This window comes from Brevundimonas sp. C43, assembly GCF_030732185.1.
Lineage (GTDB): Bacteria > Pseudomonadota > Alphaproteobacteria > Caulobacterales > Caulobacteraceae > Brevundimonas > Brevundimonas diminuta_C.
In genome coordinates this window covers 1151031-1177152 of record NZ_CP132231.1, presented here as the reverse complement: position 1 = coordinate 1177152, position 26122 = coordinate 1151031, and the positions used below count along the sequence as shown (strand labels likewise).

Genomic DNA, 26122 nt, shown 5'->3' with positions numbered 1-26122 from the left:
CGATGCCGAAAGTCCTCGTCCTCTATCATTCGACCTATGGTCACCTGGAAACCATGGCCGAGGCGGTTGCCGAAGGCGCGCGCGAGGTCGAAGGCGCCGTCGTGGACATCAAGCGCGTGCCGGAAACTGTGCCGGAAGAGCTGGCCAAGGCCTCGCACTACAAGCTGGATCAGAAGGCGCCGATCGCGAAGATCGACGATCTGAAGGACTACGACGCCATCATCATCGGCGCCGGCACACGCTTCGGTTCAGCCGCGTCGCAGATGCGCGCCTTCCTGGATCAGGCCGGCGGCCTGTGGTTCTCGGGCGCCCTGATCGGCAAGGTGGGCGGGGCCTTCACCGCGACGGCAACACAACATGGCGGTCAGGAGACGACCTTCCAGGGCCTGCACAACTTCTTCATGCACCACGGCATGCCGGTCGTGGGTCTGCCCTATTCCTTCCAGGGACAGATGACGCTGGACGCCATCCACGGCGGTTCGCCCTATGGCGCATCGACGATCACGGGCGGCGACGGCTCGCGTCAGCCCAGCGACGTCGAGCTGGACGGCGCCCGGTTCCAGGGCAAGCATATCGCCGAGCTGGCCAAGAAGCTGCACGGCTGATCCGATGCGCCAGCCCGCCGTCTTCTTCGGCCACGGTTCGCCCATGAATGCGCTCGGCGGTCCCTATGGGGCCGCCTGGCGTGGGCTGGGCGAAGCGATCGGCAAGCCCAAGGGTGTGGTGATGATCTCCGCCCACTGGGAGACGCGCGGGTTGGGCGTCACCGCGCAGGAGAAGCCCGAGACCATCCATGACTTCGGCAACTTCCCGCGCGAACTTCATGAGATGCAGTATCCGGCGCCCGGGTCGCCCGCCTTGGCGGCGCGGGTGTCGGCGCTGACCGGCGCCGTCCGGACGCAAGCGTGGGGCCTGGATCACGGGACCTGGTCGGTGCTGTGCCATGTGTGGCCAGGGGCGGACGTGCCGGTGGTGCAGTTGTCGCTGAATCGCGAGTTGACGGCGCGCCAGCATTACGACCTGGCCAAGGCGCTGAAACCGCTGCGCGACGAGGGGATCGTCATCGCCGGCTCGGGCGATTTCGTTCACAATCTGCGGACCTGGAAGCGCGAGGACGGCGCAGAGCCCTACGCCTGGGCGACCGGCTTCAACGAGGCGGTCAAGGCGGCGTTCGAACGGGGCGACCATGAGGCGCTGATCGACTGGGTGGGTCTGGCCGAGGACGCGCAACTGAGCGTGCCGACCGACGAACATTTCCTGCCAGTGCTTTATATCGCCGCCCAGCAGGAGCCGGGCGAGGCGGTCAGCTTCTTCAACGACCGTATCGAGGGCGGCTCGATCTCCATGACGGGCGTCCAGATCGGCTGATCAGGCCGCCTTCTCGGCCTCGACCATCTTCTGGATCGACACGTAGTCGGTCTTGCCGGTGCCCAGGACGGGGACCTCGGCGACCTTGACGATCTTTTTCGGCACGATCAGTTCGGGCGCACCGTTGGTCCGCGCCCATTCAGCCAGGGGCGCGACCTCAGCGTCTGCATGGTCAGTGACGAGCACCAGCTTCTCGCCCTTGCGGCTGTCCGGGATCGACACGACGGCGTGGCGCTGGTCCGGCCAGACGGCGCCGGCGATCCCTTCGACGGCGGTCAGCGAGACCATCTCCCCGCCGATCTTGGCGAAACGTTTGGCGCGGCCGCGGATGGTGACATAGCCGTCGTCGGTCACGTCGACGATGTCGCCGGTGTCCAGCCAGTCGTCGCCGATCGGATCCCACTGCAAGGGCTCGGCCGAGGTGACATAGCCGCTCATGACATTGGGACCGCGCAGCATCAGGCGACCGCCGGCGTCGATGCCCTCGACCGGTTCCAGCTTCCAGTCGATGCCAGGCAGCACCTGGCCCACCGTGCCGGGCGTATTGCGGTCGGGATGGTTGACGGCGATGACAGGCGAGGCCTCGGTCGCGCCATAGCCTTCCAGCAGTTCGACGCCGCCGAACTTGGTGTTGAACAGGGTGCGGGTTTCCTCGCGCACCTTCTCGGCGCCGGCGACCACGAACTTCAACGTCGAGAAGTCGTTCGGTTCGGCGACGCGGCCGTACTGGTTCAGGAAGGTGTCGGTCGCGAACAGGATCGAGGCGTTCACCTGGGGCAGCAGGTCGGTGATCTGCTTGGCGTGCAGCGGCGACGGATACTGGAAGGCCTTCAACCCTTGGAGCAGCGGCAGGATGACCCCACCGGTCAGGCCGAAACAGTGGAACGTCGGCAGGGGATTGAACATCACCCAGTCCGGCGACAGGTCGATATGGGCCGCCACCTGACGCGCATTGGCGACGAGGTTCTTCTGGCTCAGCACCACGCCCTTGGGCGTGCCGAAGCTGCCGGAGGTGAACAGGACGACGCCAGGCGCGTCGGGGTCCGTCTTCACGCGGAACCGCTTGGGCGCCGCGCCGGCGGCGAGGCCATAGAGCTTGTCGGCCAGGCCGATGGTCTTGCGCACGTCGTCCAGCCAGACGACCTCGGCCACCGTCTTCAGTTCGACGATCAGGTCGTCCAGCTTGGCCTGGTCGATGAAGCGTTTGGCGGTCAGCACCTTCTTGACGCCCGAGGCCTTGATCGCCGCCTTCAGATTGGCCTCGCCAGCGGTGAAGTTCAGCATCACCGGCACACGACCGTGGGCGTGCAGACCGAAGAAGGTGACGACGACGCCCATCGACGACGGCAGCAGGATGGCGACCCGCTCGCCCTTGTCAGTCATGTTGGCGATCTTGCGGCCCAGCACGAAGGCGGCGCGGATCAGGCCGGTGTAGGTCAGCGGATGCCGGTCCTGATCCTCAAGGATTTCCTTGTCGCCGAACCGCGACCGCGCATCGATCAGGGCGTCGATCAGGGTCGAGTCGTAAAGCGAGGGATCCAGGGCCTGGCGCAAGCGCGTCTCCTACGGAGGACGCGGGCGGCCCTCTCTGTTGTTCGGGCGACTGTCATTAATGACGTCGCCTCAGCTTGAAAAGATGCGTAACGTCGCGTGAGTTCCGATGCGCGATCACGCCTGCGGCAAGTCTGTTACCCGGTGTGCCTTGCCTAAACGGCCTCAAAGTCCGAAATACCGGCCATGGTCACCCTGATCGACACCCTTCAGCGCAAGCCGTCCGAGCTGCGTCACCCCGAAAAGCAGAACCGGCCCGAGTCGGTCGTTCTGAAAAAGCCCGACTGGCTGCGGGTCAAGGCGCCGGGTTCTGGTCAGTATAACGCCACCAAGGAGATCGTTCGCTCCAAGGGACTGGTGACGGTCTGTGAAGAGGCGGCCTGCCCGAACATCGGCGAGTGCTGGAGTCAGAAGCACGCCACCCTGATGATCATGGGCGACACCTGCACGCGGGCCTGCGCCTTCTGCAACGTCAAGACGGGCTTGCCCCAGCCGCTGGATCCGGAAGAGCCGGGCAAGGTGGGCCTGGCCGTCCAGCAGATGGGCCTGAACCACGTCGTCATCACCTCAGTCGATCGCGACGATGTGGCCGACGGCGGCGCAGCCCACTTCGCCGAGGTGGTGCGCCAGATCCGCATTCAGGCGCCGGACACTACCATCGAGATCCTGACGCCCGACTTCCTGCGAAAGGACGGGGCGGCGGCCGTGATGATCGACGCCAAGCCGGACGTCTTCAATCATAACCTCGAGACCGTGCCGCGCCTTTATCTGAAGATCCGGCCGGGCGCGCGCTACTTCCACAGCCTGCGCCTGTTGCAGATGGTGAAGGAGCGCGACCCGAACCAGTTCACCAAGTCCGGCATCATGGTCGGCCTGGGCGAGACCAAGGAAGAGGTCATGCAGGTGATGGACGACATGCGGTCTGCTGGTGTCGACTTCATCACCATCGGCCAGTATCTGCAGCCGACGCGCAAACATGCCGCCATCGACCGCTTCGTCACGCCGGAAGAGTTCAAGGCCTATGAGGCGATCGCCCGGGCCAAGGGCTTCCTGATGGTGTCGTCCAGCCCGCTGACGCGTTCGTCCCACCACGCCGGCGACGACTTCGCCCGGCTGAAGGCGGCGCGCGAGGCGCAGCTGCGCCGCTAAGTCCCCCATGGCCGTCCACCGCGTCACGCGCATTCTTCCCTATGCGCCCAAACAGCTTGCCGATCTGGTCGCCGACGTGCGCGCCTATCCCGACTTCGTACCGTGGGTGACGTCGATGCGCGTCTGGAACGGGCGCGAGGAAGGCGACGGCGTCGGCCTGCAGGACGCGGAGGCCAGCGTCGGGTTTTCCTTCCTGAAGGAGCGATTCTCCACCTGGGTCCGGCATGATCGCAATGCGCCCAAGGTCGAGGTCGGCTTGCTGCGCGGCCCCTTCAAGCACCTGAAGAACCGTTGGGAGTTCTTTCCCCATCAGGACGGCACGCGGCTGGAGTTCATTATCGACTTCGCCTTCAAGTCCCGGATGCTGGACATGATGCTGTCGGCGAACTTCGACCGGGCCGTGGAAAAGCTGATCGGCTGTTTCGAGGCCGAGGCGAAACGAAGATTCGGCGTCCGATGAGTTTAGATTTCGACGCGACGGTCGTGGGCGCCGGGGCTGTGGGCCTGGCCTGCGGTCGGGCGCTGTCGAAACGTGGCCTGACGGTGTTGGTGCTGGAGAAAGAAGGCCACATCGGGCAGGGCGTCTCCTCTCGTAATTCCGAGGTGATCCACGGCGGCCTCTATTACCCGACCGGATCGCTGAAGGCCCGCTTCTGCGTCGAGGGACGCCGCGCGCTCTACGACTTCCTGGCCAGCCGCAAGATCGACCATTGGAAATGCGGCAAGCTGGTCGTGGCGACGCAAGAGGCCGAGGTCGAGCGGATCGAGGCGATCTTCGAACAGGCGACGGCGAACGGCGTCGAGGGGCTGGCGCATCTGACCGGCGCCCAGGCGCGGGCGCTGGAGCCGGAGCTGAACGCCCACGCCGCCATCCTGTCGCCCGAGAGCGGCCTGTTCGACAGCCACGGCTATATGCTGGCCCTGCAGGGCGAGATCGAGGATGCGGGCGGATCGGTCGTGGTCTCGGCGCCGTTCGAGGGCGCGGAGCCGCTGGCGGGCGGAGGCTTCACGATCCGTGTCGGCGGGGAGGGGACGATGCAGGTCACCAGCCGCCTTCTGGTCACCGCGCCCGGACTGTCGGCCCAGGCGGTGGCGGCGTTGATCGAAGGCTATCCGCCCGGCGACATCCCTGCCGGACATTTCGGCAAGGGCGTCTATTTCCGGCTGACGGGCAAGGCGCCGTTCGACCGCCTGATCTATCCGCCGCCCATCCCCGGCGCGCTGGGCACCCACTATCGCAAGGATCTGGGCGGTCAGGCCGTGTTCGGCCCCGATCTGGCCTATGTCGACACCGAGGACTATTCGGTCGATCCCGCCAAGGCCGAAGAGTTCGCCACTTACATCCGCCGCTTTTGGCCGGGATTGCCCGACGGCGCCCTGACACCGGACTACGCCGGCATTCGGCCCAAACTGCATGGGCCGGGCGAGCCGCAACCGGACTTCCAGCTTCATGGCCGCGAGCATCACGGCATCGATGGTCTGATGGCCCTGTTCGGCATCGAAAGCCCGGGCCTGACCAGTTCCCTGGCCATCGGCGAAGCCGTGGCTGACGCCCTGACGGAGGCCGCATGACCGAGCGCGAAAAGATGCTGGCGGGCTTGCCCTATGATCCGGGCGACCCGGATTTGCGCGACGGTCGCGCCCGCGCCGTGGCCCTGACCGTCGCCATCAACGCCGAGGCGGATCGCGATCGGCGCGGCGCCCTGGTCAACGAACTGGTCAATGCTGCCGATGGTAAGGCGATCATCATGCCGGGCTTCTTCTGCGACTACGGCGTCAACATCCATTTGGGCGCGCGGGCCTTTGCGAACGCCAACTGCGTGTTCCTGGACTGTGCGGAGATCCGTATCGGCGACAACTTCCAGGCTGGGCCAGGCGTCCAGCTTCTGACGCCGGAGCATCCGCTGGATGCGGTCGCCCGCCGGGGCGAGGAAACGGCGCGGCCGATCGTCATCGGGGACGACGTCTGGATCGGCGGCGGCGCCATCGTTCTGGCGGGCGTCACCATCGGCGATCGTTCGGTGATCGGCGCGGGATCGGTCGTGACAAAGGACGTGCCGTCCGACGTGGTGGTGGTCGGCAATCCTGCGAAGATCGTCCGGCGTCTGACGCCTGCTTAAACGCCTTGAAATCGTCGCGCGGTTCATGCATAAGCCGCGCCTCGCGTGGCGGCTCTTTCGGGCCGCCGCTATTGTTTTCGCGCTAGACGGAGCTCGGCTCTGGGCGGCGCCCGACTTAGAAGATTGAGACGGACATGGCCGTTCCGAAGCGCAAAGTATCTCCCTCGCGTCGCAACATGCGCCGCGCCCACGACGCCCTGACCTCGAACGTCTACGTCGAGGACAAGGACACCGGCGAGCTGAAGCGCCCGCACCACATCGACCTGAAGACCGGCACCTATCGCGGTCGTCAGGTCATCACGCCCAAGGAAGACTAGTCTTTCAGGCGATCCCGACTTCGGTCGGATGACGATTTCGACGGCGCGCGGTGACCCGCGCGCCGTTTTCGTGCGTTCAGTCCGGTGAAGCTTCCATTGGAGACGCCGCATGATGATTCGTTTCACCGCCGTCAGCGCCTGCGCGCTGCTGACCCTTGCCGCCTGCAATCGCGCGGAAGAGCGCGTCTCGGAGCCCGCAGCGCCGGTCGCTTCGGCGAGTGAGACGCCCGCAACGCCCGCCGCCGATCCCAATGCTTTGACGGCCGAAGGGCTGGGGCCGGTGCGAATCGGCATGACGCGCGCCGAACTGGTGAAGGTCTGGGGCGAGGACCCCCAACCGAACGCCCCTGGCGGCGCCGAGCCCGAAGTCTGTGACCAGTTCCATCCGGCCAAGGCGCCCGCAGATGTTCAAGTGATGGTCCAGAACGGCGTGCTGACGCGAATCACCCTGGCGCGCGGTGCGACGACCAAGACCGATCGCGGATTCGGGGTGGGCGATACGGCTATGGCAATCAAGCAAGCCTATGGCGGCGCGGTCTTCGCCCAGCCGCATAAATACCAGGAAGCGCCAGCCGAGGATCTGTTCGTCTGGTCGAAAGGCGGATCGACGACCTATGTCACCGATCCGACGGCGCGCGGCGTTCGATATGAGATCGGCAGCGACGGCAAGGTGATGATGGTCCATGCGGGCGATCCTTCGATCCAATTGGTCGAGGGCTGTTCCTGACGCACGGCGACGATGTCGGCATTGGCGTTTGGCGGGTAGGCGGCTAAACCGTCTGACCTCCCTTGCCCCTTGAGCCAAAGAGCCGAGCCATGACCGACATTGCCGACATCGTCGCCCGCCAGATACTCGACAGCCGGGGCAATCCGACGGTCGAGGTCGATGTCACGCTGGAAGACGGTTCGTTCGGCCGCGCCGCCGTTCCGTCCGGCGCGTCTACAGGCGCGCACGAAGCGGTCGAGCTGCGTGACGGCGACAAGGACATGTGGGGCGGCAAGGGCGTCCAGAAGGCGGTCGACGCCGTCAACGGCGAAATCTTCGACGCCCTGTCCGGCATGGACGCCGAGCAGCAGCGCCGGATCGACGAGGCGATGATCGAACTGGACGGCACGCCCAACAAGGGCCGTCTGGGCGCCAATGCGATCCTGGGGGTGTCTCTGGCCGTCGCCAAGGCCAGCGCCCTGTCGGCCAATCAGGAGCTGTATCGTTATCTGGGCGGCGTCTCGGCCCGCGTCCTGCCGACCCCGATGATGAACATCATCAACGGCGGCGCCCACGCCGACAATCCGATCGACATCCAGGAGTTCATGATCCTCCCCACCGGCGCCGAGACGTTTTCGGACGCGGTGCGCATGGGCGCCGAAATCTTCCACGCCCTGAAGAAGCAATTGAAGGACGCCGGCCACAACACCAACGTCGGCGACGAGGGCGGCTTTGCGCCCAATCTGGCATCGGCCGATGAGGCGCTGAGCTTCATCACCAAGGCGGGCCAGGCGGCGGGCTACCTCGCGGGCGAGGATTTCCACCTGGGCCTCGACGTCGCCTCGACCGAGTTCTTCAAGGACGGCAAATACGTCATGGCCGGCGAGGGCAAGACCGTCGATTCCGAAGGCATGGCCGCCTACTTGGTCGACTTGTGCGAACGCTTCCCGATCGTGTCGATCGAGGATGGCATGGCCGAGGATGACTTCGACGGCTGGCGCCTGCTGACCGAGCGCCTGGGCGACCGGGTCCAACTGGTCGGCGATGATCTGTTTGTGACCAATCCGGCGCGTCTGGCCGCCGGTATCGGCGAAGGTCTGGCGAACTCGATCCTGATCAAGGTCAACCAGATCGGCACCCTGTCGGAAACCTTGGACGCCGTCGATATGGCCCACCGCGCGGGCTATACCGCCGTGATGAGCCACCGGTCGGGTGAGACCGAGGACTACACCATCGCCGACCTGGCCGTGGCGACCAACTGCGGGCAGATCAAGACCGGCTCGTTGGCCCGCTCCGACCGGGTGGCGAAGTACAACCAGCTGCTCCGCATCGAGGAAATGCTGGGCGATCAGGGGGTCTATTTCGGCGACGGCATGCTGCTGAAATAGAGATCAGAATTGTCGGCGGAGAATCAGCGTTTTCCGCCGACAATCTTACGGTCAAGCTACATTTCGTTAGGCATTTTCGGGCACGGTTTCTGAACTGTGTTTTCGCGCTCAGAAGGAGCGTCCCAAGTGCCCGAACGGATGAAACCTTACCGCCTGTCCCTCGCCCTGTTGCTGCTTCTGGCCTATCTCGGGGTGCAGGCGCTGACGGGCGAGCGCGGACTGTTGAGCGGATCGTCTCGCGACGCCCTGCTGGGGCAACGCGAGGACCAGCTGGCGCATCTGACCGAGCAGCGCCGCGACCTTGAGACGCGAGTTCGCTATCTGCGCACCGACAGTCTGTCTCGCGACCTTCTGGAAGAGCGTGCTCGCGCCGTCCTGGGTTTCTCCGACCCGCGCGACTATGTGATCCGAGTCTCGGCCCCAGCCGCCCAAGGCTGAGCGACCTTCACCACTTGAACTATTGTTACAGGGCGACCCGCACCCCTTTGCGTTACCGGAAGGAAGGCTGCTAAAGCCCCTTTCCGTAACGATAAGAAGGCGTCGGTTCTCGGCGCCTAGCCGGGAGATACCGGATGGCGAAAGCCCCAGCCAAATCCGCTCAGACGACCACGCCTGACAAACTGCCCAACACGCCGACGGCGTCCAAGGAAGACCTTCTGCGCTTCTATCGCGAGATGGTTCTGATCCGCCGCTTCGAAGAGCGTGCGGGCCAGCTCTACGGCATGGGTTTGATCGGCGGCTTCTGCCACCTGTACATCGGCCAGGAAGCCGTGGCTGTCGGCGTTCAGGAGAGCGTCAAACAGGGCCACGACAAGATCATCACCGGATACCGCGACCACGGCCACATGCTGGCCGCCGGCATGGATCCCAAGGAAGTCATGGCCGAACTGACCGGCCGCAGCGGCGGTTCGTCCAAGGGCAAGGGCGGCTCGATGCACATGTTCGACGTGCCGACCGGCTTCTACGGCGGTCACGGCATTGTCGGCGCCCAGGTGGCGCTGGGCACCGGTCTGGCCTTCGCCGGCAAGTATCGCGGCGACGATTCTGTGGCCTTCGTCTATTTCGGCGACGGCGCCTCGAACCAAGGGCAGGTGTACGAGAGCTTCAACATGGCGCAGCTGTGGAAGCTGCCGGCCATCTACATCATCGAGAACAACCAGTACGCCATGGGCACGAGCATCGAACGCTCGTCCTCCACGACCGAGCTGTATCAGCGTGGCGCCAGCTTCGGCATTCCGGGCGAACAGGTCGACGGCATGGATGTGCTGGCCGTGCGCGACGCGACGGCCCGTGCGGTGAAGCGCGCGCGCGAAGGCGGCGGACCCTTCATCCTGGAAGTGAAGACCTATCGTTATCGCGGTCACTCGATGTCCGACCCGGCCAAATACCGGACCAAGGAAGAGGTCGATGAGGTCAAGAAGACCCGCGACCCTATCGATCACCTGAAGACGCTGCTGTCGGCCGCCAATGCGACCGAGGACGAGCTCAAGGCCATCGACAACGAGATCAAGGCGATCGTCGCCGAAGCTGTTCAATTCGCCCAAGAGAGCCCGGAACCCGATCCGTCCGAGCTCTATACCGACGTCTACGTGGAGGCCTGATCCGTGACCGACATTCTGATGCCGGCGCTGTCCCCCACGATGGAAGAGGGCACGCTGACCAAATGGCACATCAAGGCGGGCGACACGGTGTCGGCCGGCCAGGTGATCGCCGAGATCGAAACCGACAAGGCGACGATGGAAGTCGAGGCCGTGGATGAAGGCGAAGTGCTGGAAATCCTGGTCGCCGAAGGCTCCGAGAACGTGAAGGTCAACACGCCGATCGCGCGTCTGGCCGGGGAAGACGGCGCTGCGGCGCCTGCGCCCAAGGCTGAGTCCGCGAAGGGTGAAGCTGAGGCGCCCAAGGCGACGGCCGAAGGCAAGACCGGCGATCCCGAAAAGGCCCCGGCCCAGACCGCGACGCCCAAGGTCGAACTGCGCGACCCGGAAATCCCGGCCGACGCCAAACTGGTCAAGACAACCGTGCGCGACGCCCTGCGTGACGCCATGGCGGAAGAGATGCGTCGCGACGACCGCGTCTTCCTGATCGGCGAGGAAGTCGCCCAGTATCAGGGCGCCTACAAGGTCAGCCGCGACCTGTTGCAGGAGTTCGGCGAACAGCGCGTCGTCGATACCCCGATCACCGAGCACGGCTTTGCCGGCCTGGGCGTCGGCGCAGCCATGTCGGGCCTGAAGCCGATCGTCGAGTTCATGACGTTCAACTTCGCCATGCAGGCGATCGACCACATCATCAACTCGGCCGCCAAGACGCTCTATATGTCGGGCGGTCAAATCCGCGCGCCCATCGTCTTCCGCGGTCCGAACGGCGCCGCTTCGCGCGTCGGTGCCCAGCACAGCCAGGACTACTCGGCCTGGTATGCTCAGGTGCCTGGTCTGAAAGTCATCGCGCCCTATGATGCGGCCGACGCCAAAGGCCTTCTAAAGGCCGCCATCCGCGACCCGAATCCGGTCGTCTTCCTCGAGCACGAGATGATGTACGGTCTCGAGTTCGACGTTCCGGAAGTGGAGGACTACGTCCTGCCGATCGGCAAGGCCAAGGTCCGTCGCGAAGGCAAGGACGTCACCATCACCGCCCACAGCCGCATGGTCGGCTTCGCCTTGCAGGCCGCCGAGAAGCTGGCCGAGGAAGGCATCGAGGCCGAGGTGATCGACCTGCGCACCCTGCGTCCTCTGGATCACGAGACCATCGTCGAGAGCGTCAAGAAGACCAACCGCCTGGTCTCGGCCGAAGAAGGCTGGGGTCCGATGGGCGTCGGCGCCGAGGTCGTGGCTCGCGTCATCGAACACGCCTTCGACTATCTGGACGCCCCGCCGCTGCGGGTTCACCAAGAAGACGTGCCGCTGCCCTACGCCGCCAATCTGGAAGCGCTGTCGCTGCCGGGTGCGGACAAGATCATCGCGGCCGTGAAGCAGGTGGTGGCATGACCGACATCCTGATGCCGGCCCTGTCTCCGACGATGGAGGAAGGCGTTCTGGCCAAGTGGCACGTCAAGGTCGGGGACGTCGTCTCCGCCGGAGACGTGATCGCCGAGATCGAAACCGACAAGGCGACGATGGAAGTCGAGGCCGTGGACGAGGGCGAAGTCACCGACATCCTGGTCGCTGAAGGCACGGAAGGCGTGAAGGTCAATACGCCCATCGCCCGCCTGAAGGACGAGGGCGGCGCGGCCGCACCCAAGCCTGCTGAAAAGCCCGCCGCAAAGACGGAAGACGCGCCCAAGGCCGAGGCCGCTCCGGCTGCCGCCGAGGCGCCCAAGGCCGCCACGGCTGCCGCTCCAGCGCCCGCCGCGCCGAAGTCGGACAGCGGAGATCGCATCTTCTCGTCGCCGCTTGCTCGACGTATCGCCGCCCAGAACGGCGTCGATCTGAAGTCGATCAAGGGCACGGGTCCGCATGGTCGCATCGTCAAGCGCGACGTCGAGGCCGCCGGCAAGGCGTCGGTCCAACCTGCGACCGCATCGTCGGCGTCGCCCGCCGCGACCGCAGCCGAGCCGCGCAAGGCGCAGTCGTTGGCGCAGATGGGCATTCCGGACGGCAGCTACGACCTGATTCCGTTGGACGGCATGAAGAAGGCCGTGGCGCGTCGCATGGTCGACAGCGTCCAGAACGTGCCGCACTTCCCGCTGTTCATCGACTGCGAGATCGACCAGCTGATGGCCGTGCGCGCCAAGGTCAACAAGATGCTGGAGCCGCAGGGCATCAAGGTTTCGGTCAACGACTTCGTCATCAAGGCCGCCGCCCTGGCCTTGAAGATGGTGCCTGAGGCCAACGCCTCCTACACGCCCGAAGGCATCGCCATGCACCACAACGCCGATGTCTCCATGGCGGTGGCGATCGACGGCGGCCTGATCACCCCGATCATCAAGAAGGCCGAGACCAAGGGTCTGGCGCAGATCGCGACAGAGTCCAAGGACTTGGCCAAGCGCGCCCGCGACCGCAAGCTGAAGCCCGAAGAGTTCCAGGGCGGCACCTTCTCGGTGTCAAACCTGGGGATGTTCGGCATCAAGCAGTTCACCTCGATCATCAATGAGCCGCAGGGCTGCATCATGAGCGTGGGCGCGGGCGAACAGCGCGCGGTCGTCAAGAACGGCCAGGTCGTGCCGGCCACCGTCATGACTGTGACGCTGACCTGCGATCACCGCGTAGTGGACGGCGCGACCGGCGCCCGCTTCCTGCAGGCGTTCAAGCCACTGATCGAAGATCCCGTCGCGATGCTGGCCTAAGGGGAGGGTGAGGTCATGACCTCGGTCTATGACTTCTCCGCCCGCGCCATTGACGGCACGGACGTATCGCTCGATCGCTTTCGCGGTCAGGCGTTGCTGATCGTCAATACGGCGTCCAAGTGCGGCTTCACCGGCCAGTACGAGGGTCTGGAGAAACTGCACCGGACGTTCGCCGATCAGCCGTTCGAGGTGCTGGGTTTCCCCTGCAACCAGTTCGGCGAGCAGGAGCCGGGCAGGGCGGCGGAGATCGCCGCCTTTTGCGCCACCAGTTTCGATGTGACCTTTCCCCTGTTCGACAAGGTGGAGGTGAACGGACCGAACCGACATCCGCTTTACGCCTGGCTGACGGAGCAGAAGCGCGGCTTCCTGGGCTCCAAGGCCATCAAGTGGAACTTCACCAAATTCCTGACCGACCGCGAGGGCAGGGTGGTCGCCCGCTACGCCCCGCAGACTGAACCCGAGGCCATCAAGGCCGACATCGAGAAGTTGATCTAATGGCTGCTGAATTCGATCTCGTCGTCATCGGCTCGGGCCCCGGCGGTTATGTCGCGGCCATTCGCGCCAGCCAGTTGGGCCTGAAGGTCGCCATCGTGGAGCGCGAGAACCTGGGCGGCATCTGCCTGAACTGGGGCTGCATCCCCACCAAGGCCCTGCTGAAGTCGGGCGAGAAGTTCGAGAGCCTGAGCCACCTGAAGGAGTACGGCCTGTCGGCGTCCGGCGCGTCGTTCGACTTCGACGCCATCATCCAGCGCTCGCGCGGCGTGGCCAAACAGCTGAATCAGGGCGTCGGCTTCCTGATGAAGAAGAACAAGATCGAGGTGATCGAGGGGGCGGCCAAGCTGGAGAAGGGCGCCGCCGCGCCGAAGGTCGTGGTCGCTCTGAAAGCGGGCGGTTCGCGCGCCTTGGAGGCCAAGTCTGTGATGCTGGCCGTCGGCGCCCGTGCTCGCGCCCTGCCGCAGATCGGGCTGGAAGCCGACGGCGATCGCATATGGGCCTATCGCGAGGCCATGGCGCCGAAATTCATGCCCAGGTCGATCGTCGTGATCGGTTCGGGCGCCATCGGCATCGAGTTCGGCAGCTTCTATCGCGCATTGGGCTGTGACGTGACCGTGGTCGAGGCCGTGGATCGCATCATGCCGGTCGAGGACGAAGAGGTCTCCAAGGTTGCTCAGAAGTCGTTCGAAAAGCGCGGCATGAAGTTCAAACTGGGCGCCAAGGTCACCAAGGTGAGCAAGGACGCCAAGGGCGTGAAGGTCGCCGTGGAGATCGGCGGCAAGGCGGAGACGCTGGAGGCGGAGGTCTGCATCTCGGCCGTCGGCATCACCGCCAATACCGACGGCATCGGTCTGGAAGAACTTGGTCTGGAAATGGACCGCGGCCACGTCAAGATCGACGGCCACTGCCAGACCAACGTCAAGGGCCTGTACGCCATTGGCGACTGCGCCGGCGCGCCCTGGCTGGCGCACAAGGCGTCGCACGAAGGCATCCACGCCGCCGAACATATCGCCGGCTACAAGACCCCCAACGTCCATTCGCCCATCGCCGGCTGCACCTATGCTCAGCCGCAGGTCGCCTCGGTCGGCGTCACCGAACAGGCTGCGCGCGCCGAGAAGCGCGACGTCAAAATCGGCCGCTTCCCGTTCCGCGTGAACGGCAAGGCGATCGCCTCGGGCGACACCGACGGCTTCGTCAAGGTGATCTTCGACGCCAAGACCGGCGCCCTGATCGGCGCCCACATGATCGGTCACGAGGTCACCGAGATGATCCAGGGCTATGTCACCGCCATCACCATGGAGGCGACGGAAGAAGACATCCACGGGATTGTTTATCCGCACCCGACCATGTCGGAGGCCATGCACGAGGCGGCGCTGGACGCCTATGGGCGTGTGATCCACATCTAGGCCAGAAACCGAAACGGCCCCGAATGGATTTTCGGGGCCGTTTTTTTATCCTGTGAGCGCGATCAGCGCTTCTTGCCCAGTTCCGCCGCAATATCTTTGGTCATGCGCCCAACCTTGCGGTGCGCGGCGGTGATTTGGTCCTTGGTCACGCCCCAGCGCTTCATCCAGTATTCGACCGACTGACGCTCGGTCAGGTCGATGCGATCCTTGTCGATGAAGCCGCGCTTGTCCTTGAGGCCTGCCATGATCGGCTCCGTTCGTTGCGATAGAGCGCCGGTTAGGCCTTCTCGACAAAGCTGTCGATGACTCGCTTTTCCCCGGCCTTTTCGAACTCGACCAGCAGTTTGTTGCCTTCGATCACGCGCACGTTCCCGTAGCCGAACTTCTGGTGGAAGACGCGTTCGCCCTTTTTCCAGCCTGAGCTGGATTTGGGGTCGGCGGTGGCGATCAGGCGGCCGTCGCCCTCGATGACGGCCTTGCGCGCTGGAATCTTGGCCGGGGTCTGGGCGGCGGCGAAGGATTGGGCGCGTTTCCAGCCGGGGGAGGAATAGCCGCTGCCGAACGATGGCGCGTCGTCCCAGCGGCTCTTGGCCTCCTTCATGCCGGTCGAAGCGCCGTAATAACCGGTGTCCGATTGGGGATCGACGTGGGCGATGGGCAGTTCGTCGACGAAGCGGCTGGGCAGTTGGGAGGTCCAGCGGCCATAGACCAGCCGGTTGGCAGCGAAGGAAATGCGCGCGTCCTGCTTGGCGCGTGTGACGCCGACATAGGCCAGGCGGCGTTCCTCCTCGAGGCCTTTTTCGCCCTTTTCGTCGATGCTGCGCTGGCTGGGGAAGACGCCTTCCTCCCAGCCCGGCAGGAAGACGAGCGGGAACTCCAGCCCCTTGGCGCCGTGCAGGGTCATGATCTGAACCGCGCCGTCGCCATTGGGATCATCGCTGGTCGCGCGCTCCAGATCCATCACCAGAGAGACGTGCTCCAGATAGGCCTGCAGCGTCTCGAACTGCTGCATGGACTGGGTCAGTTCCTTCAGGTTCTCCAGGCGGGTCTGGCCGCTGGTGCGGTCGGCCTTCTGCATGTCGGTATAGCCGCTCTCCTCCAGCACAGTCTCCATGACCTGCCAGTGGGGCGTGGTCTCGGATAGTTGGCGCCAGCGGTCGATGTCGCGCACGAAGTTGGACAGGGCGGTGCGGGTGCGTGCCTGAAGCTCGTCGGTATTGATCAGGCCCCGCACGGCCGTCAGGGCCGACAGGTCGTGCTGGCGGGCCAGGTGCAGGATCTTCTGCACGCTGGTGTCGCCTATGCCGCGTTTTGGCACATTGACGATCCGCTCGAAGGCGAGGTCGTCGTCTTCCGACAGGATCAGGCGCAGATAGGCGTGGGCGTCGCGGATCTCGGCGCGCTCGAAGAAGCGCGGCCCGCCGATGACGGTGTAGGGGATGGCCAGCATGACCAGCCGTTCTTCGAAGGCGCGCATCTGGAACGAGGCGCGGACCAGAATGGCCATGTCCTTGTATTTCAGGCCCGGCTCGCCAGCGTGGGGACGCCGCGCGGTCTCGATCTCGTCGGCGATCAGCCTTGCCTCGGCCTCGCCGTCCCAGACGCCGCGCACGCGCACCTTGTCGCCGCTGTCGTCCTCGGTCCACAGGGTCTTGCCCAGCCGGTCGCGGTTGGCGGCGATCAGGCCGGACGCCGCGCCCAGGATATGACTGGTCGAGCGATAGTTGCGCTCCAGCTTGACGATCTTGGCGCCAGGGAAGTCCCGCTCGAAGCGCAGGATGTTGTCCACCTCGGCCCCGCGCCAGCCATAGATCGATTGGTCGTCGTCGCCGACGCAGCAGACGTTGCCGGTCGAGGCTGTCAACAACCGCAGCCACAGATACTGGGCGACGTTGGTGTCCTGATATTCGTCCACCAGGATGTAGCGAAAGCGACGGCGATATTCCTCAGCCAGGTCCGCATGCTGCGACAGGATGGTGATGTTGTGCAGCAACAGGTCGCCGAAGTCGCAGGCGTTCAGGCTGCGCAAGCGCGCCTGATAGGCGGCGTACAGACCCTGGCCCTTGCCGTTGGCGAAGTCCTCGCCCGGCGGCAGCTTGTCCGGCGTCCAGCCCCGGTTTTTCCAATGGTCGATCAGGCCGGACAGCGACTTGGGCGTCCAGCGTTTGGTGTCGATGTTGGCCGCTTCCAGCAGCTGTTTCAGCACCCGCTCCTGGTCATCGGTGTCCAAGATGGTGAAGCTGGATTTCAGCCCGACCAGTTCGGCGTGGCGACGCAGGATCTGGGCGGCGATCGAGTGGAAGGTGCCGAGCCAGCGCAAGCCTTCGGCCGAGGGGCCGATCAGATGGGTGATGCGCTCGCGCATTTCGCGCGCGGCCTTGTTGGTGAAGGTGACGGCCAGCAGCTCCCACGGCTTGGCCCGGTTTGTCGCCAGAATGTGCGCCAGTCGTGTCGTCAGGACGCGGGTTTTTCCCGTGCCTGCGCCCGCCAGCACAAGCACGGGGCCCTCGGTCGTCTCGACCGCCTCGCGCTGCTCCGGGTTCAGCCCCTTTAGATAATCGCGCGGCGCCTCGTCCTCGGGCGCACGAGCGCGCGCGAGGTCGGAAATGCGGGGGGCGGGAAGATCAGTCACAGGCGCAAAACTATCCGTCAGTCAGAATCGAACCGGAACATAAGGTGACCGCGCGACAAAGTCAGGGCCGCGTATGACGAATGCACGGAACCGTGCGGGCGAGGGTCGGTTCCTAGCTGCAATGCAGCACGACGATCACCAGCAAGGGCCGACGCGCCGCAAGCCGAACGGGCGGGCGGGCTGGATCGCCTTTGCCTTGGGCATGACCGGGATGTTCGCCATCATGGCGATCTGGGTGGCGGTCGTCGAACTGGGCGACGCCTCTTCAGATGAGGTGCAGTTGATCAGCCGATCGGAAGTGATAGCCGACCAGGGCAGGCGCGGCCGCGGCGACTAGCCGATCTTCCAGCCGCCGCTCACGTCTGACGTCCATGATCCGCCACCCAGTCCAGCGCCAGCAGGCGACAGGCGGAGGTGAGGGGACGTCGGCCGCGACCCGCGTCGATTTCAGCCAGAAGCTGAGCCTTGCTGAGGCTGCGAGCAGCCGCGATTCTGTCCAGCACGGCCCAGAACTCTGGCTCCAGCGCCACCGAAGTGGCATGGCCGGCCAGCGCGACCGAACGTTTGGTAAGGCTGCTCAACGCGCGGACTTCAGCACGATCTCGGCCGACGCCGGCGCGCCGTTCGTCAGGATCGCGTAGCGGGTGTCGGTGACAAAGACCAGGGCGCCGGCGGCGTCGCGAATCTCGGCGCGCGCGGCATAGGTGTGGCGTGGATCGATCTGAGACGTGGGAAAGCCAAGGGTGACGCGATAGGGCGGGGCGCTGGTCAGCGGCTCGCTGGTCTCGGCGAGAACCTTGGCGGGCGCGTCGGCCAGACTGACATCCTCAACCCTGACAGTCAGAACATGGCCGGGCGGCAGCATGATCCGTTCACGATAGGTGGCGGTCACGTTTACGACCGTCGTTCCGGTCGTCATGGCCGGCCTGGCGGCGCAGGCCGCCAGGACCAGGGCTGCGGGCAGTATGAGGGGGGCGTTTCGCATGGCGATCTCCTTCGCGGCGCCCAGTGTGTCACAGTCAGGCGCAAGACGTGAGGGCGCGTGGCGCCAGAGCGTGTTATGCGGGCCGTCTACCGCCGGAGGTCAACCCTTGAGCCGCCCCTTCGCAATTGTCGCGATCGCCATCTGCGCCCTGATCTGGGGCACGACCTGGTACGCGATCACCCTGCAGCTGGGGCCGGTTGATTCCATCGTCTCCATCGTCTGGCGGTTTGGTCTGGCGTCAGCGGTCCTGTTCGCCTTCTGCGCGGTGACGCGACGGCCGCTGCATCTGACGCGCAGCCAGCATCTGGCCGCCGTCGGCCAGGGCGCCTTTGTCTTCGCGATCAGCTATGGGTTCGTCTATGCCGCAGAAAGGCAGGTGGCGTCGGCTGTGGTCGCGGTGATCTTCGCCGCCCTGGCCTTTGTGAACCTGATCCTGTTTCGGCTGCTGGGCGGACAAAAGGCGGCCCCGGCCGCTTGGATCGGCGCAGTTCTGGGCGTCATGGGCGTCGGGGTCTTGTCCTACGGCCAGATCACGGCGGCGGGCGCCGGCCTCAATCCGGGGCTGGGCGTCATGTTCGCCCTGACCGCTGTACTGGCTTCGGCGCTCGGCAACTGGTTCGCCTGGAAAGGCCAGCAGGCGGGCGCGCCCGTCATGGCCGCCACCTCCTGGGCGATGGCTTATGGCACAGGCATGTTGGCGCTGTACGGAATGGCGACCGGCGTGACGTGGCGGATCGAGCCGACGCCGCATTATGTCCTGTCGCTGCTCTATCTGTCGCTGTTCGGGTCGGTGATCGCGTTCGGGCTATATTTCACAATCGCGCGTCAACGCGGCTATGCCCTGGCCAGCTACATCTCGGCTCTGACGCCGCCCATCGCCATGCTGGTGTCCGTGATGTTCGAGGGCGCGCGGTTCGGCTGGAGCGCCCTGGTCGGGCTGGCGCTCGTGCTGGCGGGGCAGGTCATGCTGATCCGCGCGGCCAAGGCCTGAGCCGTCAGTCGTCGGATTTCGGCTCCAGCTGCTGACCGTCCAACTGCTTCTCAGCGCGATGACGCTCAAGAGCGGACAGGGTCTTTTCGGCCTTGGAGCGTCCGTGCGCCGCGCGGTTGGCGGCAGCCAGCGCCTTGTCCTCGGCCTTGGCGCGGGCCTTTCGCGCCCGGTTCAGATTGATGATCTCGCCCATGACTACGACGTGGGCTTGTCAGCGGGGGGCGCATCGGCCGACGGTTTGGCCGAGGGCTCAGGCGCCAGCACCGCCGGCACTTGAGAATCCGAAATCGTCGTCTGGGGGATGAAGGGCTGGTCCGCCGGGCGCTCGCCCAGCCGTGTCCAGGCATCGGCGCCGCGTCCGCGCTGGCGACCCAGTTCGAACATGGCGCTCATCGTCTCCTGATCGAACTTCAGGCTGGAGGCGGCGACATTGTCTGGAATGGCCGACAGCGCCATGTCCAGCCCATTGCGCCATGCAAACGCCGCCGTCACCGCCAAATGGATGCGCAGCGACGATTTGCTCATGCTGTCATAGGTCCGCGCCAGGATCCCCGACAGCCGGCCGGGCGTGACCCCGTCGTTGCGGCCAACCTGACCGTTGACGATGACATAGAGGGCGCCGACGCGGCCTTCTTCCTTTGGGCGCGTCCAGAGCATCAGGTCCTCAGGGATGGCCAGGAACGGCGTGTTGACGCCGCCATCGACGTGCATTTCCAGAACCACCTTGTCGTCGTCCTGAAGCCCGGCGATCAGAACCGGAGGAAAGACGCCGGGAATACTGGCCGAGGCGACCAGCACCTCCTTGAACAGCTCTCGGGCATTCTCGTCGCCCTGGGTCGCCAAAAGGCCCATGTCCCAAATGACGGTTTCCTCGCTGTCCAGATCGGTCGTCGCCACCAGCAGGCGTCTGCCCTTGGCGTGCTCGCGCGCGACGGCCTGCATCAGTTCAGGGGTGACGTTCTCGTCCACCAGATTGCGCAGGACCTGTGACGAGAACAGGCTCGGGTTCAGGAAGGCGGCGAAACTGCGCCAGCTCAGCAAATTGCTGGCGGCGCCGCTGGTGTAGGCGTGCTGAAGTTCGTCGTCCCAATCCGATCCCAGAAAGGCGAACGGCGCGGCAAGCGCCCCGGTGCTGACGCCGGTGACCACGTCGAACGCAGGGCGATCGCCCTGTTCGGTCCAGCCGACCAGAAGCCCGGCTCCGTAGGCTCCGTTTGCGCCGCCGCCGGACAGCGCCAGGATCGAGGTTGGTTTGTCGGGCCGAAGTCGCTGGCCAATTTCCTGGGTGAAGGCCTGCAAACGCTCACTGTCACTGGCGCGGATGCGAGGATCCTCCGCCTTGACGAGCGTGCCGTCGGTAATCCGAAGAGGGCCAGTCGGGCGATCTAGGGTTCCACACGCCGACAAGGCCAAGGCCATGAGGACGCCTAACAGGCCTGATCCAATCCGCCGCATGTCTTGAGTTCCGGTTCCGTGTGAACGCCGGCTTTTACCGCGTCCTAGCCAATCCTGTCATCAAGGCGATGAACAAGCGTCGCCGTTTGAAACCGTCGCAGGCCGGGGGTGTTCTCATCGGCAGGACAAACCAACTGCTGGAGATACACATGGTCGACGTTTCGCTCATCAAGGAACACCTCGAAGTCGTAGGCTCGGACGGCGGTCACGTGGGTCGGGTCGATCACGTCCTGGGCGACCAGATCGAACTGGCGAAGCTGGATTTCGCCGGCGGCTTCAAGCACCACATGATCCCGGTCAGCTGGGTCGAACGGGTCGATGACAAGCACGTGCATCTGAGCCTGATCCAAGACGACGCCAAGGCGCGCTGGACCGAGAAGCCGCACTAAGGCCGACCTGACGCCGATTTAATAAAGGCCCCGCTGCACAGGCGGGGCCTTTTGCTTATCTGAGGTAGGTCGCATTGGGCGACATTGGAGCCTGTCTTGATACGCCTGATCCTGAATATCCTTTGGCTCATCTTCGGCGGCTGGATTTCCGGCCTGCTGTGGCTGCTGGGCGGCGCGATCCTGGCGCTAACCGTCGTCGGCCTGCCATGGACGTTCGCGGCGTGGCGCATCGCCAGTTATTCGTTCTGGCCCTTCGGCCGCGAGATCGTGTGGCAGGACACGCATCCTGTCGCTGGCTGTGTCGGCGTTATGTTGAACATCGTCTGGTTCGTCGTGGCCGGCTGGTACATCGCCCTGACACATTTGATCATCGCCGTGGCGGAGTTCATCTCCATCATCGGCATTCCGTTCGCGCTGAAGGATCTCGAACTGGCCAAGCTGGCGCTGGCGCCGGTCGGGCGCACCATCCGCGACAAGGCCTGACCCAAACTAAAACGCCGACGTCAGACGACGTCGGCGTTTCGAAAGCCCCGATCTTGGATGGGATCAGCCCGGCGAGATCATCTTTTCCGGCCGCACGGCTTCATCGAACTCGGCGTCCGTCAGATAGCCGCCGCCGACAGCTTCTTCGCGCAGGGTGGTGCCGTTCTTGTGCGCGGTCTTGGCGATCTTGGCGCACAGGTCATAGCCCAGCTTGCCGTTCAGGGCGGTGACCAGCATCAGCGAGTTGTTCAGGCCGCGCGCGATATTGTCCTCGCGCGCCTCGATGCCGACGACGCAGTTGTCGGTGAAGCTGATAGCCGCGTCGGCGACCAGGCGCACCGACTGCAGGAAGTTGTAGGCCATCACGGGATTGTAGACGTTCAGCTCGAAATGACCTTGCGATCCGGCGAAGGTCAGGGCGGCGTTGTTGCCAAACACCTGGACGCAGACCTGCGTCAGCGCTTCGCACTGTGTCGGATTGACCTTGCCCGGCATGATCGACGAGCCCGGCTCGTTTTCCGGCAGCGCCAGTTCGCCCAGACCCGAACGCGGGCCGGAACCCAGGAATCGGATGTCGTTGGCGATTTTGAACAGGCTGGCGGCGACCGTATTGATGGCGCCGTGGCTGAAGACCATGGCATCGTGGGCAGCCAGGGCCTCGAACTTGTTCGGCGCCGTGGTGAAGGGCAGGCCGGTGATCTCGGCGATCTGGGCCGCAACCTTCTCGGCGAAGCCGATGGGCGCGTTCAGGCCGGTGCCGACGGCGGTGCCGCCTTGCGCCAGTTCCATCAGGGCCGGCAGCGTCTGTTCAATGCGCTTGATGCCGTTCTCGACCTGCTGGGCGTAGCCGCCGAACTCCTGGCCCAGCGTCAGAGGCGTGGCGTCCTGGGTATGGGTGCGGCCGATCTTGATGATGTGGGCCCAGGCCTTGGCCTTGGCGTCCAGCGCGGCGTGCAGATGTCTCAACGCCGGGATCAGGTCATTGACCACCTGCTCGGCGCAGGCGACGTGCATGGCCGTGGGATAGGTGTCGTTGGACGACTGGCTCATGTTGACGTGGTCGTTGGGGTGAACCGGCTTTTTGGAGCCCATCTCGCCGCCCAGAATCTCGATCGCGCGGTTCGAGATCACCTCATTGGCGTTCATGTTCGACTGGGTGCCCGAACCCGTCTGCCAGACCACCAGCGGGAAGTGGTCGTTCAGCTTGCCTTCGATAACCTCATTGGCGGCCTTGATGATGGCGTCGGCCAGGGCCGGATCCAGCTTGCCCAGGTCACGGTTGGTCTCGGCGGCCGCACGCTTGACGATGCCCAGGGCGCGCACGACCGGCAGGGGCTGCTTCTCCCAGCCGATCTTGAAGTTGCCCAGCGATCGCTGCGCCTGAGCGCCCCAGTAGCGGTCGGCGGCGACTTCGATCGGGCCGAAGGTGTCGGTCTCTGTCCGGACGTTGCTCATGCGCGTAAATCTCGTCTCTCAGGCGTGGCGATGGGTTGCGCGGCGGTGTAGCACGAGAGCCATGCAGGGCAAGAAGAGCGCGGATATGAGACGAGGGTTGATCGCCGTGGCGACGCTGTCGGCGCTGGGTGGCTGCGCGACTGTTCAGCCTGAACCGACAATGCCCCGCGTGGCGCTCGACACGACAGCCGGCACGATCGTGCTGGCGCTCGATGCGGCCGCTGCGCCGATCACGACATGCAACTTCATCAGTTACGTCGTGACGGGTGATTATGATGGGGGCACGTTCTTCAGAACCGTCAGCCGCGAAACCAATACCGCCAGCCGCTATCCCATCGACGTGATCCAGGCGGCGACCCCACGGGGCAGCGACGACGCCTCGCGACCGCCGATCACTCTTGAACGGACACGAGACACTGGCCTGCGCCATACGGCCGGCGCGGTGTCCATGGCGCGGGACGGACCGGACAGCGCCACATCGAGCTTCTTCATCGTCACACAAGATACGCCGAGCCTGGACTTTGGCGGAGGGCGGAATCCTGACGGGCAGGGCTTCGCCGCATTCGGTGCTGTGGTCGAAGGGCTGGATGTCGCGCGCAGAATCCAGCGGATGCCCGCGAATTCGGAGGAGCAGCTTACGCCGCCCGTAGCGATCCGCTCCGCGCGCTTGCTGAATGCTGCGCCCGCCGTCTGCATAAAGTCGATGCGACCTTGACCGCCGGCTGGATCGGGACCGGCAAGGTCAGGGCGCGCGAGGATGGCGATGCAGTCGAGATCGTTATCGACGGCCTGACGACCCAGGCCAAATACTACAAGCCGCTGGTCTATGAGTTCATGCGCAAGGAATGGCGCGGAGCCAGACCATCATGGGGCGACCATGTCGTAGAAATCCGCATGGAGCATGTCGGCGAGCCGCCGTGGATGGACCTCGACAACCTGGCTAAGGCTTTGCTCGACTCCATCAAGGGCTATCTGTTTCACGACGACGCCCAGGTCGCACGGCTGCTGGTCGAAAGACGCGAAGGCGAAAGAGAGCGGATCCTGATCCGCTCTTATCCGCGTAAAGACTGACGGCGGCTATTTCTTGCGGAACTGGTCCAGCGACACGACCTTGGGGCCGTCCGAAATCGGCGGCATGTCCTGAGGCGGGGTCGGCTCGTCTTCGACCTCGTCCAGAAGCTGCGGGTCTTCGAACTGCAGCAGGAATTGGACGCTGGGATCGTAGAAGCGCGTGATCGCGGAATAGGGGATGACCAGGCTCTTGGGCATGCCGCCGAAGCGCAGCTTGACCGAGAAACGCTCAGGCTCGACGCGCAGGTCGTCGTACTGGTGCTGCAGAACGACCGTCATCTCTTCCGGATATTTCGCCAGAATGTCAGGGGCCACGCTGACGCCGACGGCGCGTGTCTTGAAGGTGATGTAGAAGTGGTGGGCGCCGGGCAGGCCCTCGGCCAGCACGCGTTCCAGCGCGGCGCGCATCACGCCGCGCAGGGCTTCCTGCGCCAGCTGTTCGTACCGCATCTCATCGACCGGAGGGGCCTGGTCGCTCATCGTCACCTCACATCAGAGCGCGACTGATAGCGGCGCGGGGCCGCAGGCGAAAGGTGTCATGAGGGTAAAGCGCCGGGATTCTGACGCCGGGCTCCCGATCATCTTTTGGAAAGCGCCGGGATTCTGTTGCCAGGCTCCCGACAGGCCCCGCCCAAGGATCTGAACCCCTAGGACTTAAGATTCGAAATCACTCGAACCGCATTACGCGGCGAGAGCGACTTCTCCAGCGAAGTTATCGTTCGCAGTTAGAAAATGGCCCGATACGGTGGGCCAGGACGAGCGAAAGCAATCCTCTTTACACGTCCGTCGATGCTAGTCGGCCCCATGCTGCCTCCGCCGATAACGCGGGGAGAAAGTTGGTGGAGCCGCCGGGAATCGCACCCGGGTCCGGTCCGCTTATTACAAGCGCGTTTATCGCCATAGTCCGGCCGAAACCGGACATGACGAATATAGGCGCAGCCGTGAGGCATTCCAAGCGCCGGATTGCACTCAGGCGCGACGCCAATCCGGGGTCTGGTTTCGAAACCACGTCAACTGACGTTTGGCGTAGTTGCGGGTGGCTTGTTTCAGAGCGGCGATCGCGTCGTCGTGGGCCAGATCGCCGGATAGGTAGGCGGCCAGTTCCCTGACCCCGACCGCCTTCATGGCGGGCAGGGCGGGGTTCAAGCCACGGTCCATGAGGGCTTGGACTTCGTCTATCGCTCCCTGATCGATCATCAGGTCCACGCGCTGGTCGCAGTTTGCGTAGAGTTGCTGACGCTCCGGCTCCCTGACCCATCCGGTCCATGAACCCGGCGCCAACAAGGGCTGGGTGTCGGCCTTCCAGGCGCTCAGCGCGCGGCCGCTGGCGATGAAGACGCTCATGGCCCGCACCAGTCGCTGGCGGTCTCCCTGTTCGATGGCTTGCGCCGCCTCGGGATCGCTCTGGGCCAGGCGCCGGCGGAAAGCTGACTCGCCGAGCGCCGTGTAGTCGGCATCCATCTGATCGCGCACCGCGCTTGGCACCGCAGGAATATCCGCAAGGCCTCGTGTCAGGCTCATGAAATAGAGGCCAGTTCCGCCCACGAGAATGGCAGGGCGGCCCTTTTCACGAAGATCATCGAGCAGCGCCATCACCGCCCGAATCCAGCGCCCGACGGACCAGGCATCGACGGCGTCCGCGACACCATACAGTCGATGATCGGCCTGGGCTTCATCTTCAGCCGAGGGGCGGGCCGTCAGGATGCGCAGGTCGGCGTAAAGCTGCTGGCTGTCGGCGTTGATGATCACCGCGCCCGTTTCGCGCGCCATCTTCAACGCCAGCGCCGATTTGCCCGAGGCCGTCGGGCCGGCGATCAGGGTGATTGGGGGCGGCTTGGACAAATCGTGGCTCGCGGGACGGGTTCGAGGGCGATAGAAC

At 64.9% G+C, this 26122-nt stretch carries 31 protein-coding genes and 1 other RNA gene; 21 read left to right on the top strand and 11 right to left on the bottom strand.

Features of this window, described 5'->3' with window-relative positions:
- Positions 1-2: 2 nt before the first annotated feature.
- Positions 3-605, top strand: coding sequence for an NAD(P)H:quinone oxidoreductase (gene wrbA, locus Q9R14_RS05970; RefSeq protein ID WP_055805062.1), 603 nt, complete (start codon positions 3-5; stop codon positions 603-605).
- 4 nt (positions 606-609) lie between these two features.
- Positions 610-1368: a 4,5-DOPA dioxygenase extradiol gene (gene ygiD / locus Q9R14_RS05965; protein WP_306003805.1), complete on the top strand. Its 759-nt coding sequence runs from the start codon at positions 610-612 to the stop codon at positions 1366-1368.
- On the opposite strand, the gene Q9R14_RS05960 is transcribed toward ygiD, so the two are convergent.
- Positions 1369-2922 (bottom strand): AMP-binding protein, encoded by a 1554-nt coding sequence (locus Q9R14_RS05960; protein ID WP_306003804.1) that lies wholly within the window; start codon positions 2920-2922, stop codon positions 1369-1371.
- Between the two features lie 183 nt (positions 2923-3105).
- On the opposite strand from Q9R14_RS05960, the gene lipA reads away from it, so the two are divergent.
- From lipA to lpdA, 13 genes are all read left to right on the top strand, one after another.
- On the top strand, positions 3106-4068 hold the full coding sequence (gene lipA, locus Q9R14_RS05955; protein ID WP_017504838.1) for a lipoyl synthase: 963 nt from the start codon (positions 3106-3108) through the stop codon (positions 4066-4068).
- Positions 4069-4075: 7 nt separating this feature from the next.
- Positions 4076-4528 (top strand): type II toxin-antitoxin system RatA family toxin, encoded by a 453-nt coding sequence (locus Q9R14_RS05950; protein ID WP_306003803.1) that lies wholly within the window; start codon positions 4076-4078, stop codon positions 4526-4528.
- Positions 4525-5640, top strand: coding sequence for an NAD(P)/FAD-dependent oxidoreductase (locus Q9R14_RS05945; RefSeq protein ID WP_306003802.1), 1116 nt, complete (start codon positions 4525-4527; stop codon positions 5638-5640). The genes Q9R14_RS05950 and Q9R14_RS05945 overlap by 4 nt, the downstream gene beginning before the upstream one ends.
- Entirely contained in the window at positions 5637-6188 is a 552-nt protein-coding gene (locus Q9R14_RS05940) for a sugar O-acetyltransferase (RefSeq protein WP_306003801.1), read from the top strand. Before Q9R14_RS05945 ends, Q9R14_RS05940 begins: the two co-directional genes overlap by 4 nt.
- Positions 6189-6322: 134 nt before the next feature.
- Positions 6323-6505: a 50S ribosomal protein L32 gene (gene rpmF / locus Q9R14_RS05935; RefSeq protein WP_026108365.1), complete on the top strand. Its 183-nt coding sequence runs from the start codon at positions 6323-6325 to the stop codon at positions 6503-6505.
- 109 nt (positions 6506-6614) lie between these two features.
- Positions 6615-7232: a hypothetical protein gene (locus Q9R14_RS05930; RefSeq protein ID WP_306003800.1), complete on the top strand. Its 618-nt coding sequence runs from the start codon at positions 6615-6617 to the stop codon at positions 7230-7232.
- A gap of 89 nt (positions 7233-7321) precedes the next feature.
- Complete coding sequence (eno, locus tag Q9R14_RS05925) at positions 7322-8599, top strand: phosphopyruvate hydratase (RefSeq protein WP_039243670.1); 1278 nt, start codon at positions 7322-7324, stop codon at positions 8597-8599.
- 138 nt (positions 8600-8737) lie between these two features.
- A complete protein-coding gene (locus Q9R14_RS05920; RefSeq protein WP_017504845.1) occupies positions 8738-9037 on the top strand; it encodes a septum formation initiator family protein in 300 nt (99 codons plus the stop codon).
- A 134-nt stretch (positions 9038-9171) separates the two neighbouring features.
- Positions 9172-10200: a pyruvate dehydrogenase (acetyl-transferring) E1 component subunit alpha gene (pdhA, locus tag Q9R14_RS05915; protein ID WP_039243674.1), complete on the top strand. Its 1029-nt coding sequence runs from the start codon at positions 9172-9174 to the stop codon at positions 10198-10200.
- A gap of 3 nt (positions 10201-10203) precedes the next feature.
- A complete protein-coding gene (locus tag Q9R14_RS05910; protein WP_306003799.1) occupies positions 10204-11583 on the top strand; it encodes a pyruvate dehydrogenase complex E1 component subunit beta in 1380 nt (459 codons plus the stop codon).
- On the top strand, positions 11580-12881 hold the full coding sequence (locus Q9R14_RS05905; protein ID WP_306003798.1) for a pyruvate dehydrogenase complex dihydrolipoamide acetyltransferase: 1302 nt from the start codon (positions 11580-11582) through the stop codon (positions 12879-12881). Before Q9R14_RS05910 ends, Q9R14_RS05905 begins: the two co-directional genes overlap by 4 nt.
- A 15-nt stretch (positions 12882-12896) precedes the next feature.
- Positions 12897-13376 (top strand): glutathione peroxidase, encoded by a 480-nt coding sequence (locus Q9R14_RS05900; RefSeq protein ID WP_306003797.1) that lies wholly within the window; start codon positions 12897-12899, stop codon positions 13374-13376.
- Positions 13376-14782 carry a dihydrolipoyl dehydrogenase gene (gene lpdA / locus Q9R14_RS05895; RefSeq protein WP_306003796.1) on the top strand — a complete coding sequence of 469 codons (1407 nt, stop codon included), beginning with the start codon at positions 13376-13378 and terminating at the stop codon, positions 14780-14782. The genes Q9R14_RS05900 and lpdA overlap by 1 nt, the downstream gene beginning before the upstream one ends.
- 62 nt (positions 14783-14844) lie before the next feature.
- On the opposite strand, the gene Q9R14_RS05890 is transcribed toward lpdA, so the two are convergent.
- Together Q9R14_RS05890 and Q9R14_RS05885 are read right to left on the bottom strand one after the other, a co-directional pair.
- Entirely contained in the window at positions 14845-15027 is a 183-nt protein-coding gene (locus tag Q9R14_RS05890; RefSeq protein WP_026108366.1) for a DUF3606 domain-containing protein, read from the bottom strand.
- 32 nt (positions 15028-15059) lie between these two features.
- Entirely contained in the window at positions 15060-17414 is a 2355-nt protein-coding gene (locus tag Q9R14_RS05885) for an ATP-dependent helicase (RefSeq protein ID WP_306003795.1), read from the bottom strand.
- A gap of 73 nt (positions 17415-17487) precedes the next feature.
- On the opposite strand from Q9R14_RS05885, the gene Q9R14_RS05880 reads away from it, so the two are divergent.
- Positions 17488-17751, top strand: coding sequence for a hypothetical protein (locus Q9R14_RS05880; protein ID WP_306003794.1), 264 nt, complete (start codon positions 17488-17490; stop codon positions 17749-17751).
- 19 nt (positions 17752-17770) lie between these two features.
- Here Q9R14_RS05880 and Q9R14_RS05875 read toward each other — a convergent pair whose 3' ends face one another.
- The gene (locus Q9R14_RS05875; RefSeq protein WP_306003793.1) at positions 17771-17995 is read right to left on the bottom strand and encodes a ribbon-helix-helix domain-containing protein; all 225 of its coding nucleotides are present in this window, start codon (positions 17993-17995) and stop codon (positions 17771-17773) included.
- Positions 17992-18399 carry a YbaY family lipoprotein gene (locus tag Q9R14_RS05870; protein WP_306003792.1) on the bottom strand — a complete coding sequence of 136 codons (408 nt, stop codon included), beginning with the start codon at positions 18397-18399 and terminating at the stop codon, positions 17992-17994. Before Q9R14_RS05870 ends, Q9R14_RS05875 begins: the two co-directional genes overlap by 4 nt.
- A 106-nt stretch (positions 18400-18505) precedes the next feature.
- Here Q9R14_RS05870 and Q9R14_RS05865 point away from each other — a divergent pair, with 106 nt between their 5' ends.
- Positions 18506-19390 carry a DMT family transporter gene (locus tag Q9R14_RS05865; protein WP_306003791.1) on the top strand — a complete coding sequence of 295 codons (885 nt, stop codon included), beginning with the start codon at positions 18506-18508 and terminating at the stop codon, positions 19388-19390.
- Between the two features lie 4 nt (positions 19391-19394).
- On the opposite strand, the gene Q9R14_RS05860 is transcribed toward Q9R14_RS05865, so the two are convergent.
- Together Q9R14_RS05860 and Q9R14_RS05855 are read right to left on the bottom strand one after the other, a co-directional pair.
- On the bottom strand, positions 19395-19583 hold the full coding sequence (locus Q9R14_RS05860; protein WP_242076605.1) for a DUF4169 family protein: 189 nt from the start codon (positions 19581-19583) through the stop codon (positions 19395-19397).
- Between the two features lie 2 nt (positions 19584-19585).
- Positions 19586-20689 (bottom strand): patatin-like phospholipase family protein, encoded by a 1104-nt coding sequence (locus tag Q9R14_RS05855; RefSeq protein ID WP_306003790.1) that lies wholly within the window; start codon positions 20687-20689, stop codon positions 19586-19588.
- A gap of 305 nt (positions 20690-20994) precedes the next feature.
- Between Q9R14_RS05855 and Q9R14_RS05850 the strand changes: the two genes are divergently transcribed.
- Together Q9R14_RS05850 and Q9R14_RS05845 are read left to right on the top strand one after the other, a co-directional pair.
- Positions 20995-21234 (top strand): DUF2171 domain-containing protein, encoded by a 240-nt coding sequence (locus Q9R14_RS05850; RefSeq protein ID WP_306003789.1) that lies wholly within the window; start codon positions 20995-20997, stop codon positions 21232-21234.
- Positions 21235-21330: 96 nt separating this feature from the next.
- Positions 21331-21717: a YccF domain-containing protein gene (locus Q9R14_RS05845; RefSeq protein ID WP_242076603.1), complete on the top strand. Its 387-nt coding sequence runs from the start codon at positions 21331-21333 to the stop codon at positions 21715-21717.
- Between the two features lie 63 nt (positions 21718-21780).
- On the opposite strand, the gene fumC is transcribed toward Q9R14_RS05845, so the two are convergent.
- A complete protein-coding gene (gene fumC / locus Q9R14_RS05840; protein WP_306003788.1) occupies positions 21781-23172 on the bottom strand; it encodes a class II fumarate hydratase in 1392 nt (463 codons plus the stop codon).
- A 61-nt stretch (positions 23173-23233) separates the two neighbouring features.
- On the opposite strand from fumC, the gene Q9R14_RS05835 reads away from it, so the two are divergent.
- Positions 23234-23887, top strand: coding sequence for a peptidylprolyl isomerase (locus Q9R14_RS05835; protein ID WP_306003787.1), 654 nt, complete (start codon positions 23234-23236; stop codon positions 23885-23887).
- Positions 23884-24243 carry a RusA family crossover junction endodeoxyribonuclease gene (locus tag Q9R14_RS05830; protein ID WP_066551435.1) on the top strand — a complete coding sequence of 120 codons (360 nt, stop codon included), beginning with the start codon at positions 23884-23886 and terminating at the stop codon, positions 24241-24243. Before Q9R14_RS05835 ends, Q9R14_RS05830 begins: the two co-directional genes overlap by 4 nt.
- A gap of 6 nt (positions 24244-24249) precedes the next feature.
- On the opposite strand, the gene Q9R14_RS05825 is transcribed toward Q9R14_RS05830, so the two are convergent.
- The 3 genes from Q9R14_RS05825 to miaA form a co-directional block, all read right to left on the bottom strand.
- On the bottom strand, positions 24250-24723 hold the full coding sequence (locus Q9R14_RS05825; protein WP_017504863.1) for an SspB family protein: 474 nt from the start codon (positions 24721-24723) through the stop codon (positions 24250-24252).
- A gap of 111 nt (positions 24724-24834) precedes the next feature.
- Positions 24835-25202: a transfer-messenger RNA gene (gene ssrA / locus Q9R14_RS05820) on the bottom strand.
- A gap of 10 nt (positions 25203-25212) precedes the next feature.
- On the bottom strand, positions 25213-26085 hold the full coding sequence (miaA, locus tag Q9R14_RS05815; protein WP_306003786.1) for a tRNA (adenosine(37)-N6)-dimethylallyltransferase MiaA: 873 nt from the start codon (positions 26083-26085) through the stop codon (positions 25213-25215).
- Between the last annotated feature and the right edge of the window lie 37 nt (positions 26086-26122).

Excerpts from the sequence above, each read along its gene's own strand:
- Q9R14_RS05940 (WP_306003801.1), top strand. The coding sequence starts at position 5,637 with ATGACCGAGCGCGAAAAGATGCTGGCGGGCTTGCCCTATGATCCGGGC.
- pdhA (WP_039243674.1), top strand. The coding sequence starts at position 9,172 with ATGGCGAAAGCCCCAGCCAAATCCGCTCAGACGACCACGCCTGACAAA.
- Q9R14_RS05870 (WP_306003792.1), bottom strand. The coding sequence starts at position 18,399 with ATGCGAAACGCCCCCCTCATACTGCCCGCAGCCCTGGTCCTGGCGGCC.
- Q9R14_RS05850 (WP_306003789.1), top strand. The coding sequence starts at position 20,995 with ATGGTCGACGTTTCGCTCATCAAGGAACACCTCGAAGTCGTAGGCTCG.
- wrbA (WP_055805062.1), top strand. The coding sequence starts at position 3 with ATGCCGAAAGTCCTCGTCCTCTATCATTCGACCTATGGTCACCTGGAA.
- rpmF (WP_026108365.1), top strand. The coding sequence starts at position 6,323 with ATGGCCGTTCCGAAGCGCAAAGTATCTCCCTCGCGTCGCAACATGCGC.
- fumC (WP_306003788.1), bottom strand. The coding sequence starts at position 23,172 with ATGAGCAACGTCCGGACAGAGACCGACACCTTCGGCCCGATCGAAGTC.
- Q9R14_RS05900 (WP_306003797.1), top strand. The coding sequence starts at position 12,897 with ATGACCTCGGTCTATGACTTCTCCGCCCGCGCCATTGACGGCACGGAC.
- eno (WP_039243670.1), top strand. The coding sequence starts at position 7,322 with ATGACCGACATTGCCGACATCGTCGCCCGCCAGATACTCGACAGCCGG.
- Q9R14_RS05905 (WP_306003798.1), top strand. The coding sequence starts at position 11,580 with ATGACCGACATCCTGATGCCGGCCCTGTCTCCGACGATGGAGGAAGGC.
- Q9R14_RS05890 (WP_026108366.1), bottom strand. The coding sequence starts at position 15,027 with ATGGCAGGCCTCAAGGACAAGCGCGGCTTCATCGACAAGGATCGCATC.
- Q9R14_RS05825 (WP_017504863.1), bottom strand. The coding sequence starts at position 24,723 with ATGAGCGACCAGGCCCCTCCGGTCGATGAGATGCGGTACGAACAGCTG.
- Q9R14_RS05880 (WP_306003794.1), top strand. The coding sequence starts at position 17,488 with ATGACGAATGCACGGAACCGTGCGGGCGAGGGTCGGTTCCTAGCTGCA.
- Q9R14_RS05930 (WP_306003800.1), top strand. The coding sequence starts at position 6,615 with ATGATGATTCGTTTCACCGCCGTCAGCGCCTGCGCGCTGCTGACCCTT.
- Q9R14_RS05835 (WP_306003787.1), top strand. The coding sequence starts at position 23,234 with ATGCAGGGCAAGAAGAGCGCGGATATGAGACGAGGGTTGATCGCCGTG.
- lpdA (WP_306003796.1), top strand. The coding sequence starts at position 13,376 with ATGGCTGCTGAATTCGATCTCGTCGTCATCGGCTCGGGCCCCGGCGGT.
- Q9R14_RS05950 (WP_306003803.1), top strand. The coding sequence starts at position 4,076 with ATGGCCGTCCACCGCGTCACGCGCATTCTTCCCTATGCGCCCAAACAG.
- Q9R14_RS05920 (WP_017504845.1), top strand. The coding sequence starts at position 8,738 with ATGAAACCTTACCGCCTGTCCCTCGCCCTGTTGCTGCTTCTGGCCTAT.
- Q9R14_RS05860 (WP_242076605.1), bottom strand. The coding sequence starts at position 19,583 with ATGGGCGAGATCATCAATCTGAACCGGGCGCGAAAGGCCCGCGCCAAG.
- Q9R14_RS05945 (WP_306003802.1), top strand. The coding sequence starts at position 4,525 with ATGAGTTTAGATTTCGACGCGACGGTCGTGGGCGCCGGGGCTGTGGGC.
- lipA (WP_017504838.1), top strand. The coding sequence starts at position 3,106 with ATGGTCACCCTGATCGACACCCTTCAGCGCAAGCCGTCCGAGCTGCGT.
- ygiD (WP_306003805.1), top strand. The coding sequence starts at position 610 with ATGCGCCAGCCCGCCGTCTTCTTCGGCCACGGTTCGCCCATGAATGCG.